The following is a 15325-nucleotide window of genomic DNA, read 5'->3' on the forward strand; positions in this document are numbered from 1 at the left end:
CATATCATAATCGAAGGAGTAAGTTATATCATTAGCATTTCGCTAACAATAGCTTTGTTTAAAATTTTCCTTGGTGGAAAAATGAATCTTTCTTTGGTTCTTTTCCTATTTTACCAATCACTTTTGTTCCTTATTTATATCAATATACAAACTACCAAACATTACATATTATTGAAGTAATTTTCATTTAATGTTTTTCTCAATTTGATACAATATAATTTGATAACGTACTAGATAACGTTTATAGTGGTTATCTACTGCTAATCCTGACTTTCTTCCGGTTAAATGTCGAATTGTCAAAAGGAGAAAATCAAATGAAACCTTTAAAGTTAGTATTCTTCGCAATGATTGCGATTATGATATTTGTTCTTTGGAAAATGTTCCCGACTGAGCAGAAGACTTTTATTACGAATGATCGAATGAAAGAAATCCAGTCAATAGTGGATAATGCAAGTAAAGGTAAAGTCCAGGCCAACTGGCAAAACGTCGCAGCTATTGCAGCTATTGAATATAATATAGACACTGTAGAACCTTATAATATCGAACAAACTACTAATCTGTTTATCGAAAAAGAAGGAAACGAATATAAGCTTAAAAATATTGAAAAAGTAATGGATACTTTAAATTATACAGATGAACAGAAATCTCAGGTGAAATCCTATATAACCTACTTAGATTCATTTAAAAAAGGTAATAAAAGCAATCAATATGAATTTATTGCTGAAATAGAAAGTGCCGCTGTAGATAATTATAAGGAATATGGTATTTTGCCTTCCATCACAATTGCTCAGGCGATCCTGGAATCTGAATGGGGGAAATCAGGGCTATCTCAGAAGTATAATAACCTATTTGGCATTAAAGGCCATAACTGGGATGGTGCTGTTGCGAGCATGGACACAAAGGAATTTCATAATCAAAAAACAAAAAGTGATTTCAGAGCCTATAATTCGATTGATGAGTCAATCGATGATCATGGTGCATTTCTTAAAGAAAATCAACGCTATGAAAAGCATGGCCTTTTTGAGGCTAACACCTATATGGAACAGGCTCAAGCATTGGAAGATGCCGGCTACAGTACGGCTGAGAATGAAAAAGGCGAAAAGATATACAGTAAAATGTTAACTGATATTATTCAGCAATATCAATTACAGCTAATTGATAGCAATGTCACGTCAGATAAATTATAAAAACAAGCGTATGTGTCTACTTTTGCACATACGCTTGTTTTTTATTCTTAATAGGTGATTTTGGATTAACTGCATAGAATTAAATTTCCAACTTTTTTAAATGAGGTTTGCTAAAATAAATGGTAACTGTAAAAGTGACTTAAGTAATTATTTAATGTAAAGATTGGTTGGTGATCATTTGAATACGTATGGAGACGAATTGTTTAAGGGATCTGCTATGTATTATTCAAAATACAGGCCTATGTATCCTTCTGAACTAATTAGATTTCTAGTAGAGAAATTCTCTTTAAATGGAGAGCAGAATCTCCTAGATCTTGGATGTGGAACAGGACACCTCACAATCAGATTTTCTGATTGGTGTAAAAAAATCGTTGGGATTGATACTGAACCAGAAATGATTGAAGAAGCGAAACGTCTACATCAAGAGATTAGAATAGGGCAAATTCAATGGTTTAATGGAACACTAAATCAATATGTACATAATGAACAATATAGCCTCGTGACTATCGCTAAAGCCTTTCATTGGATGGACAGACCAACGATTTTAGAGGAACTTTTTCCAATCATTACGGATGGCGGAGGAGTAGCTATTATAGACAACTATAATCCAAATCAACCACTTACAACATGGCAGGTAAGAATGAATGAAATTATAGAGAAATGGTATGGAACTGATCGAAAAGCTGGAAAGACTACCTATACCCATCCGATTAAAAGTCATGAGGAAGTACTAACTAACTCAAAATTCAATTTAGAGATTCACCAATCACCTACATACGACATCATTTGGAACATTGAATCAATCCTTGGAAACCTATATTCCACCTCTTTCGGTTCAAAACGATTTCTTGAAAATAATGTGGAAAAATTTGAACAGGAGCTTAGAGAAGCCTTGCTAGATGTTTGTCAGTCCGGAGAATATAAAGAAACAGTATCATTGTCTGTAAAGTTAGGCTTAAAGAATTGATAAATAAGGAAGTTATTTCTTTGATGTCCAGCCATAAAGGAGGAGGTAATAGAGTTCATAAAAAGGGTTGGTGTTTATGGTTTTATGTCTCAATCATTCAATGAATAAACCGAGAATTAAATCTAAAATCCTCGGTTTATTTATCATTAAATCCTTTACTTTACTTGTATAAAGGATGTGCTCCCAGTGTTCTTGAGCGTTATTAAAAAGTAAAATAAACCGGGAACCAAAATGATCGTTCCGATTATTAGAAATACCGGCCTTACCCCTAAATCCCAAAATGGAGAGGAGGCAAACAGAATTCCTAATGGCATAGTGAGCCGGAGGAAAAATAATCGAACGGAGCTCAATTGTGCTAAACGTTCTTTTGCTACACCTTTTTGGAACATGGCGGCACTTTGTGCATTAAACAGAGGGAATAATATACCTCCACTTAATTCACACAGCCATGCATAAGGAATAGAATGTGTGAAAAATAATAATATGAAAGATAAGCCTCCCCCCATTAAACCGATGTACATAAACAATGGTGACTTAGGAAGACTCGTTAATATCCATGTGCCAATAACATAACCAACAGGAAAGGCTGCAGAAAAGATCGCATACTCCCAATATTCTCCGTCCAAACTTCCTCTAATAAAAGGCACACTTAGAACCATTGTGACTCCCACGGCAAATTGAACGGTAGAAGAGAGGAGGGTCAATCGGAAAAGACCTGGATATTGAAAAAATATTTTGTACCCTTCCTTCATCTCTTTCCACCAAAATCGCTTTGTCCATGGAGATACGGCCTGTTTGGGATTATCTGGCAGTCGTTTAAGAGATAGAAAGCTTATTAAGAACATGATTGCAGAAAAGACATAGATGAAGTGAATGGGGATGAATAATAAAAATAAGGAGGCAGCTCCCGGTGCGAGAAAGCTCATAAGACGAAGTGTGCCGTCCAATAATGCATTGGCATTTACCAGTTCCTTTTCTTCACAAAGCTCCGGCAGAAGGGAGAAAGAGAGACTTGCGTAAATAGGCTGCATTAAACCCAGTAAGCATTGCAATATGAATAAACCAATAATAGCGCCATTCTCTGAGACCAGAATAAAACCCAATAAAGGAAGTAAATAAGCGAATGAGCGAATCAGTTGTATATTACGCAAAAGTCTTTCTTTAACCATGTAATTTAAAAATGGAGAGCTAATACATTGTAAAATTAACGAAGGGATAAAATAAATCAACCAAAGTATACCCATCCATTCTTTCGAACCAGTCAATTCATACAGTAGTAATCCATTTACAATTCCACCAGCTGCTCCGCCTAATTCAGAAACAATTTCTCCAATCCAAAGAGCTTTAAACGATTTTGAATAATTTTTCATAAAGGATTACCCAAATAATGAAATAGCTTAGTTGAAAAATCTTTAAGCTGAGCAGCATTGATTGAATAGATTCCTTTATCCGCACGAATAAATTTGGCCGATTTTAAAATGGAAAGCTGATGATGCAGAGTTGTCTTTGAAATTAAAAATTGGACGCTTAATTCCTGCAGGGACCTTGGACCTTTAATCAATTGATGAAGCAGCTTTAAGCGGAGCTCATCCCCAAGCGCTTTATGGCCAGCAATTAATTCCTGTGAAGGTACATTTGATTGCCTAAAATAGTCTTCTTTAACTGGATAGAAGATCAGTTTGGTATCTACTGTTCGAATTTCCAGTATCCATGGCCGATAAGAAACATGAGGGACCATCTTTACAGACCATACGGAAGGTTCCGGTATATAATTCGCTCGGCCGCTTATTTGCTCAATGATCTCGGTGGGATTCTTTTCTTCCAATGATTGATGCTGTTTTTCTTCAAATTCCAGTGCTTTTAACCATTTATTCCATTCCTCGAAGCTTCTTACCCATTGATACCATCCATTTATAATGGTTTGATAGAGGACACATATTTCTTTGAATTGATATTTACCAAGATTAAGAACGTAGTCTCCCAAATAATCATGCTCTGAAAAATGTTTACTATACTCAGTAAACAAATGCTTTTCCTTATAATTAATCGCTGTATTTTTACGTGCTTCTTCACAGACTCGATTTTTATATGGAAGAACGGTTTCGTAAAAAGTATTTGGCGAAATATCAGCCAAAGCATCACGAAACTCCTGAATAGAAGATGAAGAAAATTTTGCTTGCAGCATTATCAGTCCATACCAAAGGTTTGTATCTTCGATTTCTTTTAAATCCTTAGAAAGAGATATTGGCAACTTGTTTTCCCAAGAGGACCATATTGCTTCCTGCTCAAAAGTATGCCGCATCTTTTCATGAGTATAGCCAGCAATACCAAGGATAACTTCCCAAACTGGTGAAGATTCTACTTGCATAGATAGCGATTCTATCGATTCAAACGAATAAAGATCCTGCATTTAATCCCCTCCATTTTTTGGATTATATTCAGATTCTAAATTAGTTGAATTATATATTCAATATATTTGGAAAATAAAATTATTTTCCTCTTAATTAATCGATTTAAATATGTGTTATTTCGAGTTGCCGCTAGTAGGAAAATAGACTTCCTTGATGACCAATTCGGTTATATGATTACCACTAGTGAACTTGCATGAACCAATACAGTTTCAGCATTCACCGGAATAAACAACATGTAAAAAGGGATGTAAACAGTTGTTTACATCCCTTAGTCATTAGATTTTCATAACTCCACCTGTACTGGCGGAAGTGACGAGTTTCGAATATCGTGCCAGATAGCCTGTCTTTACCTTTGGCTCAAAACCTTTCCAATTCGCTCTGCGGAGTTCAAATTCCTCGTCTGAAATTTCCAGTTGAATGGTTCGTTTATTCATATCAAGTTCAATGATATCGTCATTTTCAACAAAGGCAATGGGACCGCCTTCAGCAGCTTCAGGTGATATGTGGCCAATGCTGATTCCTCTTGAGGCACCAGAAAAACGTCCGTCTGTAATTAAGCCTACTTTTGCGCCCAATCCTCTTCCGACAATTTGCGAGGTAGGAGCGAGCATTTCCGGCATACCAGGACCGCCTTTTGGGCCTTCATAACGAATGACGACTACATCTCCTTCTTTTACTTTGCCGGTAATAATACCTGATAAAGCATTCTCCTGAGAATCGAAACAAATAGCAGGGCCTCTGTGATAGCCGCCAACTTCGGGATCGACCGCTCCAACTTTAATAATTGAACCATTTGGTGCAAGATTGCCAAACAGTACAGCCAAGCCGCCACGTTCAGAATGTGGATTGCTTAAAGGACGAATTACATCATAATCTAAAATCTCACAGCCCAGCACGTTTTCTCTCAATGTTTGGCCAGAGACAGTTATACATTCTCCGTTTAAAGCACCCGGCTTTTTCAGCAATTCATTAATAATAGCACTGACACCACCGGCATTATGTACATCCTCAATATGATAATCAGATGCCGGCGCTATTTTTGCCAAGTGGGGGACTCGGCTGGCAATCTCATTAATACGCTCCATCGGGTATTCGAATCCAGCTTCATGAGCCAATGCGAGAGTATGAAGGACTGTATTCGTTGAACCACCCATGGCCATGTCAAGAGCAAATGCATTATCAATCGTATCGATGGTCACGATATCACGCGGTTTAATGTCTGTTTTAATGAGCTGCATCAGCTGTTTGGCTGATTGTCTGACAAAATCCTTTCTTTCCTCTGCAACGGCAAGGATTGTCCCGTTACCAGGTAAAGCTAAACCTAAGCCTTCCGCTAAGCAATTCATTGAGTTCGCGGTGAACATTCCGGAACATGAACCGCATGTTGGACAGGCGACCTGTTCAAGCTCCTGCAGTCGCTCTTCATCAATTTGTCCGGATTGATAGGCACCGACACCTTCAAAAACGGAAGTGAGGGAGAGGGAGTTGCCATCTTTATCTTTACCAGCTTTCATTGGTCCGCCACTGACGAAAATAGTTGGGATATTGACACGAAGAGCAGCCATCATCATACCAGGTGTGATTTTGTCACAGTTTGGAATACAAACCATTCCATCAAACCAATGCGCTGATACGACTGTTTCAATAGAATCCGCAATAATTTCACGACTCGGCAAAGAATAACGCATGCCGATATGGCCCATAGCAATCCCATCATCGACACCAATAGTATTGAATTCAAACGGAACCCCACCCGCTTCACGGATTGCTTCCTTTACAATCTTTCCGAATTCCTGCAGATGTACATGACCAGGAACGATGTCAATATAGGAATTGCAAACCGCGATGAATGGTTTTCCAAAATCCTCTTCACTTACACCAGCCGCTCTCAGTAAGCTTCTATGTGGAGCGCGATCTATTCCTTTTTTTATCATATTACTACGCATTTCAGTCATGACAATCATCTCCAATTAGGTAAATTTATCTGTATATTTAGAATTATTCAACATTTTAACATTAAATGAAGTAATATCCTATCATAATTGGAAAAGAATTATATTTTTTATATAAATATCGTAAATTGCTGATGTAACTTTCATACTTGTTGAAACTCTCTTCGTTTGAAGACACATTATTTTCATTTTATTGAAAATCAGGGTAAAATAATGCGTATTACTTACATGACGTTTCATAATATGGATAAAAATTCTGACTTGGTAGTAGAACTTCAATCAAGACAGAAAGGATTTGATCGTTTGTTAGATTACAAGTTAATGGTCACTTTATATGAAGGAGACTATGAGAAATGGGTTAACACTGGGATTGCATTAGGGATTGTTTTGCTATTCATCCTTTTTAGGAAGCTAGTTACGAAGTATGTCTTTCAGTTGATATTAAAATTGAGAGAGGATAAGCCAAATGATTTATTTATTCAAGTTTTTAAAAGCTTTGAAAAACCGATCAGTTGGCTGTTTATTATCATTGGTCTGTACATAGGGGTAAAGTACTTTCCATTCATCAATCAACATAATCCTTTTTTCTTAAAATTATTGCGTTCGATGATTATCTTTTTGATTACCTGGGGATTATTTAATTTGTCCTCACCTTCACAAGGTATTTTATTAAATATTAATGAGAAAATGAATCAAAAAATCGATTTGATCCTCATTCCCTTTATATCCAGAGCCATGAGAGTGATTATCGTAGCCATCAGCATTAGTATTATCGGTCAAGAATTTGATTATGACGTAAATGGATTGGTAGCCGGTCTTGGTTTGGGTGGTTTAGCTTTTGCCTTAGCAGCTAAAGACGCTGTTGGTAATTTAATTGGCGGAATTGTAATCGTCACAGAAAAACCTTTTTCTATCGGTGATTGGATTTTAACATCTAATGTTGAAGGAACTGTGGAGGATATAAACTTTAGAAGTACAAAGGTTCGTACATTCAGCCAGGCGTTAGTGACTGTACCTAATGCTACGCTGGCCAGCGATGCAATCACGAACTGGAGTCGAATGGGAAAACGAAAAATCGATTTTCATTTGGACGTCGCCTACCAAAGGGAGACAGATCAACTTGATAATCTAATAGAGGAAATTAAACATTTGCTGCGCTCACATCAAGGTGTTCATCAGGACACCATTGTCGTAGCCTTCGATCAATTTAAAGATCATTATATAAAAATACTAGTTTATTTCTTTACCAATACTACTGCCTGGGAAGAACATGTCCAAATTAAACATCAAATCAATTTAAGTATCATGCAGCTGTTAGAAAAAGAGGGAATATCTTTGGCAGTGCCTATGCAAAAAGTTTCTGTTGATCCTGAGTTTTCATTAATAAAAGAAAGATCAAATTAAATCATTTTAATATACCACTGTGAATTAAGTGATTCATAGTGGTATATTTCTTTTATAAAGAGTATTCACTATAACAGTGCTAGAAAACCTTAGATATTAACCATATTTAAAAAAGAGGGAATACATTCTTTGCCACACAAGCCATCTCCAATTTCTCCAGTGTTTTACAATAATCAACTTCTACATTTTCAATAGTTTGATTCATACTCAGAACCATTTCCTTTACAATCGTTGAATCCTTATACCATTCTGTATATTGAGGTGGCGAGTGCGATACATCTTTCCATACATATGAGAGTGAAGGGCTATAAAAGTGAGGAGATCCAGATAGCAGCCTGCATTCTCTTAAACGAACTTTATACTTTTTTCCTGGAAATTCTTCATTTATATCATTAAAAAGATGCGGCCAATAATCCTTTCTTGAGCCTGTATGCGGCGTATTTAATGCCCATTGTTCAATTTTCTTCAAACTTCTATCATTAAATAAACACGTATACAAATCCTTTCCAATTTGAATCCGGCTATCGAGCTGTTCAAAGTGATGGATCGTTTTACCCGCAAAACTGATCTTCGTATTATTTTTCAAATAAGGAAATAAAATTTGATTCATTGATAAATGATCTTGTAGAGAAAATTCAGGTTTTACAAGGACCTGATTATGGATATTGGGTTCTTTTATGAGTGTTTCTTCTAAATGGTTTTGTTCATTTATGATAAGTGCCACCGTTAGAAGAGCTGAATCTTTATATTGCCAAAAGTAAGTCCAAACAGTTTGCATATACGCTGAAACAAATAAATGAGGCAATAAGTAGGCGAGATTCCGACCGTATTTAAGTGATTCTTCATACATGAGTAATTGAGGATAGGCATCATTAAAAATCAACCAATTGCCCCGTTCTAAAAACAAAAAGAATGTTTCAGCTTCCTTTTTCTCCAGCAATCTTGATAAACAAGTACCCTTTAAGTCAGTCATATTCCATCCGGCATTTCTGGAAACCATATGGGCAAGAAATGACCAATGGATCTCTGGATGGTTTTGATAAAAAGAAAGATAGGCTTTAGTCCTGGTAATATTATTCTGATTGGCTAAGCTTGTTTTTTCACGTATCATTCTTAAAATCATTTCATCTTCATGCGTCATTTTGTATATTACTTTCTTTTTTTGATCAAGCATCTTTTTCATTTCAGTTAATGTTCCGGATAGTTCTGTTTTTTTCTTTTTAAACCAGGGAAAGGACATAAATATATCTCCTTCTAATAAAAAATAATTAAAGGTGCTCTATTTTATTCTTTGAAAATTCGGTTTATACACATGCATAAAGCGTTAAGATAGACGATTGCCGCTTGGGAGGAGTAATCTAATAAGCAGCATGAATAGCTTTTACTTTGTCAATAATTTGTTCAGTTTCCGTATGAAAGTGAACATATTAGATATTTCAGTCTGTAGTTTTGTGAAAAAATGTTTGATTGAAAAGAAGTGAGGTTACGACATGAAACAACCAAAGACATCAGAGGAATATACATTAGGAAAAATATTGCTATTCTTTATCCCATTGGCTCTGTCAGCTAGTTTGACTTCGGTATCTCACGTTATTATTAACGGGACACTTAGTCGGGCTGAAGCAGCGGAGGTCATTATATCCAACTATGCAATTGCTTTTTCACTGTTTAGTATTATGGAAAGACCGGCTTTAGTATTCAGACAAACAAGCTCAGCCTTAGCAAAAGGGAAGTCGACCTTCCAGGCTATTTGCTCTTTTTTCATAAAAATCATCGTTTCTTTAATGCTTATTTGTATGTTAGTCGCGTTTTCACCGCTTGGAGAATGGATATTCACTTATTTATTTAATGCTGAACCTGAGAATATGTCAGCTTTAATGAACACCTTTAAGGTTTTAGCTGTTGTGATTTTACTATCAGGCATCCGTACGTTATATCAGGGAATTATGATTAATCATCTTGAAACAAAATGGGTGACCTATGGTGTGATTATTCGCTTGATTGGTATGATTGCAATTGCATTTTATTTCATCCATTATGCGGATTTACTGTCAAGTATAGCCGGAGCCATCATTTTCTTAACCGGTATGTTAATCGAATGTGTAATCAGTATCTGGAGAGGCCATCGTTTAATAAAGACAGAGAACCTGGATGAAGATGATGAACAGCCATTGACCCAAAGAGAGATTGGAAAGTTTTATACGCCATTGGTCTTTTACTTATCTTTTCAAACGCTTGTAACACCTATCATTTATGCTTGTTTAAGCTTCATTGACAATGTAAATCTCGGGATCGCTTCTTTTGCTCTTGCCTTCAGTGTAACGAATTTGATCATCAGCTTTTTTATGTACACCCATCAGGTCGTTCTTCAATTTTATGATACAAACAAAAAAGCGGTCTTTCAGTGTATTGTGATTTTTAGTATAGTTCCTACAACATTATTGCTTATATTATGCTATACACCTGCAGGCTTCTGGTTTATGGATACGATCTTTGGCACAACCGGTACATTGGCTAAAGAGACATTGCAGGTGCTGCAATTCTTTATTATAAAAACCTTTGTTTTTCCTTGGGTGGATTACTTAGGGGGCATTTTAATGCTAAACAAGAAAACAGGAGCGATGTTAAAGCCACAGCTTTATAATCTGATTACGGTTGTAATTATTTTAGTGACATTTGTTGTCCTGTTCCCTTCATTAAATGGAAGAGCGGGTGCTATAGCTGCTTCTCTTGGGGAATTGGTTGGCTTAGTATTCGTTTTTATGGTGGTGCAAAAATATAATAAGGACATAGATAAGCAAGCTACTCAAATGGAATCCATGTAAGTAAAAGGGAGGTTATTCAGATGAATAATCTCTTTTTTTTTGCAGCTAAAAGACTCATAGCATGAGAAAGAGTGAGGAGAGTAAATATTCTTTGTATCCACCCTATCTGTTATACATATTTCCCCTAAATCATTAGTACTTTTATTACTTTTCTTCCTGTTCTAATTTCTCTAATGCCTATTTTTCAGTTAATGGGTAATTCCTGTCTAGTTAGACCCCTCAATGACGACATATTGCTACCGGTATGACGATATTAAGTACTTACTAAATTAGTAATCTTTATTTCCTGTAAATGAAGAGTCTAAAGTGATGAAAAGCATCCAGGGAAAAGAAGAATAAAAGGTTATAACTGGAAGAGACAATAATGCGAAATGTCTAAAAATTCGACAAATATAAAGTATCTCGTGGGAATTAATATAAAAAGTTGTAAATGTAAGGCATTTTTAGTTATTATAGTAAATATATAGCGCTTTACTAGTTAGTAATTTCATAAACTAGTAAATATTAACTAACGAAATTTATTGAATTATGTAAATATTCGTTATTTCACCCATGGCTACTATACAGAAAATCCAAAACGAAAGAAGGAGAGAACGTTAATGGCTATAAGCTTACAAAAAGGACAACGAATTGACCTGACAAAAGGTAATGCAAATCTAAATACGATTATGGTTGGTTTAGGTTGGGATCCAGTAAAGAAAAAAGGCGGCTTTTTTAGCAGAAGTGCAGATGTAGACTGTGATGCATCAGTTATTATGCTGACTGCAGATAAATTGCAGAGTAATAAAGATCTTGTTTATTTTGGGAATAAAAAAAGTGCTTGTAGTTCTGTTATTCATTCAGGAGACAACTTAACTGGGGATGGCGATGGTGATGATGAATCCATTAAAATCAACTTGAAATCTGTTCCAAATACATACAACAAATTAGTTTTTGTCGTAAACATTTATAACTGTGTTCAAAGAAAACAAGACTTTGGCATGATTGAGAATGCTTATATACGTGTTGTGAATCACGATACAGGCGAAGAATTAGTTCGATTTAATTTGTCGGATAATTATGCTGGCTTAACAACATTGATTACAGGTGAAATTTATCGTCACAATTCAGAATGGAAATTTGCTGCTATTGGTGATGGAACGAAAGATAGCAGTCTATCGGAGATATGCAGCAAATACCAATAATAAATATTAATTAAAATACTGGAGGGAAATAAAATGGCAATTTCATTATCAAAAGGACAAAAAGTAGATCTTACAAAAACAAATCCTGGTTTAACAAAAGTAATAGTAGGTTTAGGATGGGACGTAAACAAATATGATGGCGGACATGATTTTGACCTTGATGCATCCGTATTTCTTTTAAATGAAAGCGGAAAAGTATCCGGCGGAGAAGATTTTGTTTTCTATAATAATACAACAGGTGGTGCTGGTTCCGTAACTCACTCTGGTGATAACTTAACTGGAGAAGGTGACGGCGATGATGAACAGGTTAAAATCTCAATCCAAAGTATTCCACAAAGTATACAAAAAGTTGCTTTTGCTGTAACCATCCATGATGCTGATTCCAGAAGTCAAAACTTTGGTATGGTTTCAAACGCTTTCATTCGAATTGTGAACGAAGAAACGAATGAAGAACTGATCAGATATGATTTGGGAGAAGATTTTAGCATTGAAACTGCCGTTGTTGTAGGCGAATTATACCGCCATCAAGGAGAATGGAAATTTAGTGCGATTGGTTCCGGTTACCAAGGCGGTTTAGCTGCTCTTTGCAATGACTATGGATTACAAATAGGATAATACTATTCGTTTATTAAATAGTAATATACGAATTTGAGAGGTGTGATTTTGCACATGGCTATTCAACTCAGTAAAGGTCAACGTATTGACCTGACTAAAAACGATCCAACATTGCAAAAAATTGTTATCGGTTTAGGATGGGATGTAAAAAACTTTGATGGAGGTCAAGATTTTGACTTGGATGCCTCTGCGTTCATCTTAAATGCCCACGGAAAATGCCGTAACGATTTCGATTTCATTTTTTATAATAATCTTCAAAGTACGGATGGTTCCGTTACCCATACCGGAGATAACAGAACGGGAGAAGGGGAAGGCGATGATGAACAAATCAAAATCGATCTTTCTAAAATCCCCGATGATGTGAACAAAATTGCTATTACAGTAACGATTCATGATGCGGAAGTTCGCCGTCAAAATTTTGGACAAGTTACCAACGCTTTTGTACGTCTAGTAAATGAAGATACGGGCGTTGAGGTTTTACGTTATGACCTTGGAGAAGATTTCAGTATTGAAACAGCTGTCGTATTTTGTGAGGTTTATAGACATAACCTTGATTGGAAATTCAATGCGGTTGGTTCCGGTTATCAAGGCGGGTTACATTCATTGGTTAAAGCATATGGCTTAAGCGTTTAAGCATAAATGATTAGTTAGGGGGAATTATTTCTTTCCCCTATTATTTTTAAGATATACAACGGAGGGTTAACACTTTGGAAATTTTAGAACAAATCTTAAGTACGTATGCTTTATTTTTTGACTTGGACATGTGGGCGGAAGTATTAACTGATCCTGTAGCATGGGGACTAATTGGGTCCTTAGTAATCATAGAAGGATTATTGTCCGCTGATAATGCCCTTGTTCTGGCTGTTTTAGTAAAGCATCTTCCTGAAAAACAACGAAAAAGAGCACTTATGTATGGGATGTTCGGTGCCTACTTCTTCCGTTTCTTATTTATTGGAATAGGCGTATACCTCGTTAAATTTTGGTTCATTAAAGTTTTAGGTGCTGCGTACTTAGCATGGATCGTAATCCAGCATTTTCGGTCAAAAGCCGGAGATGGCGAAGACGGCGTAAAACAATTTAATAAAAATTCATGGCTTACACGTACAATCGGAATATTCTGGAGCACGGTTGTTTCAGTAGAATTAATGGATATTGCGTTCTCAGTGGATTCTATATTAGCTGCATTTGCAATATCTGATCAAGTATGGGTACTTTTGGTTGGCGGTATGTTAGGAATCCTAATGATGCGTACAGTTGCCGGTGTATTTTTAACATTAATTGAACGCGTACCTGAACTCGAAACTACTGCATTTATACTTATTGGGATTATCTCAGCAAAAATGTTTGCAAGTGTTTTTGGCTTCCATGTATCTCATTATGTATTTTTTGCGATTATCATTGTCGCTTTTCTCGCAACTTTTATCATTCATTATATCAATAAAGGTAAAAATATTGATAAAAACACGGAAATGGCTGCATCTAAAGATAAATAAAAAGATCTGGCTTGAATTAAAGACGGCTACTGTGTTCGTAAACAGTAGTCTTTATTTTTATATGAAAGGAGCATAAGAATGCAACATTTCAGCTATGAATCATCCATAAAAATGAAAGAGATTTTTTATATGGAACCGGAGCCTTTTACGAAATATACAGATAAAGAGGTACTTGCTTATGCCCTTGGTGCCACTCTTTATATGCCTGCTATAAAAGCGAATATCGCAAAGGATATCATTAACAAAAAGTATCAAGAGCTTACTTCATTAGTGATTGATTTGGAAGACTCAGTTGCTGATTGTATAGTTGTGGATGCTGAAAACAAATTGCTGGAACATCTATCTATACTATCTGAGCATCTTGAGGAAAACAAAATAAGCATGGATGAACTGCCGCTTATTTTTATAAGAGTAAGGGACCCAATCCAAATGAGACGAATAACTAAGCTCATTAACGATTATTTGTACATACTGACAGGGTTTGTTTTTCCAAAATTCAATTATGAAAATGGGAAAGAATTTTTAGCAATCCTGGATGAAATCAATAAAAATAATAGCTTACTATATGGTATGCCTATATTGGAGTCAGCTGAAATTATTTATAAAGAAACCCGAATGGATGCTCTATTAAAAATAAAAGAATTATTGGACTCATATAAGAGCTATATATTAAACATCCGGATAGGAGCTACTGATTTTTCCGGTTTATTTGGTATACGAAGAAAAGTAGACACAACTATTTATGATGTGTCGGTGATAAGAGATTGTATCACGGATATTATCAATCTCTTTACCAGACAGGGTGATGAATATGTAGTTTCCGGGCCAGTTTGGGAGTTCTTCTCAAAAGATAACCGTATCTTAAAACCAACACTGCGTGTAAGTCCTTTTCAAAGAAGATATGGCAGCTCTGGTCTAGTAAAACAGACTGAATTAATCAATGAATATTTAGATGGTTTAATTAACGAAGTCCTCCTGGATAAATTGAATGGAATTAACGGAAAAACCATTATACACCCTACTCATATTAAAGTAGTGCATTCTTTATACACCATTACACATGAAGAATATATAGATGCTATAAGCATCATAGCGAACCGCGAAGGGAATGCAGGGGTTTTAAAAAGCTTGTATGAAAATAAAATGAATGAAATGAAACCTCATTATTATTGGGCGAAAAAAGTCTTACTCCGAGCCAAGGTATTCGGTGTATATAATGTTGATCAAGATTTTACTAGTTTACTCTTAAATCAAGGACATGATGAACAAATTCTAGAGGTGAAATGA

13 protein-coding genes are annotated in these 15325 nt (G+C 35.7%); 9 read left to right on the top strand and 4 right to left on the bottom strand.

Annotation, left to right across the window (positions count from 1 at the left end; genetic code table 11):
• The first annotated feature begins 314 nt into the window (after positions 1-314).
• Positions 315-1187, top strand: a complete 873-nt coding sequence (locus tag A8L44_RS07500) for a glycoside hydrolase family 73 protein (protein WP_066103753.1) — start codon at positions 315-317, stop codon at positions 1185-1187.
• A gap of 178 nt (positions 1188-1365) precedes the next feature.
• Positions 1366-2154 carry a class I SAM-dependent methyltransferase gene (locus tag A8L44_RS07505; protein ID WP_066103754.1) on the top strand — a complete coding sequence of 263 codons (789 nt, stop codon included), beginning with the start codon at positions 1366-1368 and terminating at the stop codon, positions 2152-2154.
• A 155-nt stretch (positions 2155-2309) separates the two neighbouring features.
• On the opposite strand, the gene A8L44_RS07510 is transcribed toward A8L44_RS07505, so the two are convergent.
• From A8L44_RS07510 to ilvD, 3 genes are all read right to left on the bottom strand, one after another.
• Complete coding sequence (locus tag A8L44_RS07510; RefSeq protein WP_066103756.1) at positions 2310-3524, bottom strand: MFS transporter; 1215 nt, start codon at positions 3522-3524, stop codon at positions 2310-2312.
• A complete protein-coding gene (locus tag A8L44_RS07515) occupies positions 3521-4564 on the bottom strand; it encodes an ArsR/SmtB family transcription factor (protein ID WP_066103758.1) in 1044 nt (347 codons plus the stop codon). The genes A8L44_RS07510 and A8L44_RS07515 overlap by 4 nt, the downstream gene beginning before the upstream one ends.
• Positions 4565-4840: 276 nt before the next feature.
• Entirely contained in the window at positions 4841-6520 is a 1680-nt protein-coding gene (gene ilvD, locus A8L44_RS07520; RefSeq protein ID WP_175354255.1) for a dihydroxy-acid dehydratase, read from the bottom strand.
• A gap of 210 nt (positions 6521-6730) precedes the next feature.
• On the opposite strand from ilvD, the gene A8L44_RS07525 reads away from it, so the two are divergent.
• Complete coding sequence (locus A8L44_RS07525) at positions 6731-7921, top strand: mechanosensitive ion channel family protein (protein ID WP_254654698.1); 1191 nt, start codon at positions 6731-6733, stop codon at positions 7919-7921.
• 106 nt (positions 7922-8027) lie between these two features.
• Here the strand turns inward: A8L44_RS07525 and A8L44_RS07530 are convergent, their stop codons facing one another.
• Positions 8028-9161: a DUF2515 family protein gene (locus tag A8L44_RS07530; protein WP_066103759.1), complete on the bottom strand. Its 1134-nt coding sequence runs from the start codon at positions 9159-9161 to the stop codon at positions 8028-8030.
• 250 nt (positions 9162-9411) lie between these two features.
• Between A8L44_RS07530 and A8L44_RS07535 the strand changes: the two genes are divergently transcribed.
• The 6 genes from A8L44_RS07535 to A8L44_RS07560 all read left to right on the top strand — a co-directional run bounded on the left by A8L44_RS07535 (position 9412) and on the right by A8L44_RS07560 (position 15325).
• Complete coding sequence (locus A8L44_RS07535; RefSeq protein WP_066103760.1) at positions 9412-10746, top strand: hypothetical protein; 1335 nt, start codon at positions 9412-9414, stop codon at positions 10744-10746.
• 599 nt (positions 10747-11345) lie between these two features.
• Positions 11346-11930 carry a TerD family protein gene (locus A8L44_RS07540; protein WP_066103763.1) on the top strand — a complete coding sequence of 195 codons (585 nt, stop codon included), beginning with the start codon at positions 11346-11348 and terminating at the stop codon, positions 11928-11930.
• 33 nt (positions 11931-11963) lie between these two features.
• On the top strand, positions 11964-12545 hold the full coding sequence (locus A8L44_RS07545; protein ID WP_066103765.1) for a TerD family protein: 582 nt from the start codon (positions 11964-11966) through the stop codon (positions 12543-12545).
• A 54-nt stretch (positions 12546-12599) separates the two neighbouring features.
• Positions 12600-13178 carry a TerD family protein gene (locus tag A8L44_RS07550; protein ID WP_066103766.1) on the top strand — a complete coding sequence of 193 codons (579 nt, stop codon included), beginning with the start codon at positions 12600-12602 and terminating at the stop codon, positions 13176-13178.
• A gap of 128 nt (positions 13179-13306) precedes the next feature.
• The gene (locus A8L44_RS07555) at positions 13307-14038 is read left to right on the top strand and encodes a TerC family protein (protein ID WP_373925477.1); all 732 of its coding nucleotides are present in this window, start codon (positions 13307-13309) and stop codon (positions 14036-14038) included.
• A gap of 78 nt (positions 14039-14116) precedes the next feature.
• The gene (locus A8L44_RS07560) at positions 14117-15325 is read left to right on the top strand and encodes an HpcH/HpaI aldolase/citrate lyase family protein (RefSeq protein ID WP_066103770.1); all 1209 of its coding nucleotides are present in this window, start codon (positions 14117-14119) and stop codon (positions 15323-15325) included.

The sequence above is a fragment of the Bacillus sp. FJAT-27986 genome (assembly GCF_001685035.1).
Classification (GTDB): domain Bacteria; phylum Bacillota; class Bacilli; order Bacillales; family Pradoshiaceae; genus Pradoshia.

Coding starts and splice junctions, on each gene's coding strand:
- A8L44_RS07535 (WP_066103760.1), top strand. CDS start 9,412: ATGAAACAACCAAAGACATCAGAGGAATATACATTAGGAAAAATATTG.
- A8L44_RS07500 (WP_066103753.1), top strand. CDS start 315: ATGAAACCTTTAAAGTTAGTATTCTTCGCAATGATTGCGATTATGATA.
- A8L44_RS07525 (WP_254654698.1), top strand. CDS start 6,731: ATGCGTATTACTTACATGACGTTTCATAATATGGATAAAAATTCTGAC.
- A8L44_RS07555 (WP_373925477.1), top strand. CDS start 13,307: ATGTGGGCGGAAGTATTAACTGATCCTGTAGCATGGGGACTAATTGGG.
- ilvD (WP_175354255.1), bottom strand. CDS start 6,520: ATGACTGAAATGCGTAGTAATATGATAAAAAAAGGAATAGATCGCGCT.
- A8L44_RS07540 (WP_066103763.1), top strand. CDS start 11,346: ATGGCTATAAGCTTACAAAAAGGACAACGAATTGACCTGACAAAAGGT.
- A8L44_RS07510 (WP_066103756.1), bottom strand. CDS start 3,524: ATGAAAAATTATTCAAAATCGTTTAAAGCTCTTTGGATTGGAGAAATT.
- A8L44_RS07560 (WP_066103770.1), top strand. CDS start 14,117: ATGCAACATTTCAGCTATGAATCATCCATAAAAATGAAAGAGATTTTT.
- A8L44_RS07550 (WP_066103766.1), top strand. CDS start 12,600: ATGGCTATTCAACTCAGTAAAGGTCAACGTATTGACCTGACTAAAAAC.
- A8L44_RS07515 (WP_066103758.1), bottom strand. CDS start 4,564: ATGCAGGATCTTTATTCGTTTGAATCGATAGAATCGCTATCTATGCAA.
- A8L44_RS07545 (WP_066103765.1), top strand. CDS start 11,964: ATGGCAATTTCATTATCAAAAGGACAAAAAGTAGATCTTACAAAAACA.
- A8L44_RS07530 (WP_066103759.1), bottom strand. CDS start 9,161: ATGTCCTTTCCCTGGTTTAAAAAGAAAAAAACAGAACTATCCGGAACA.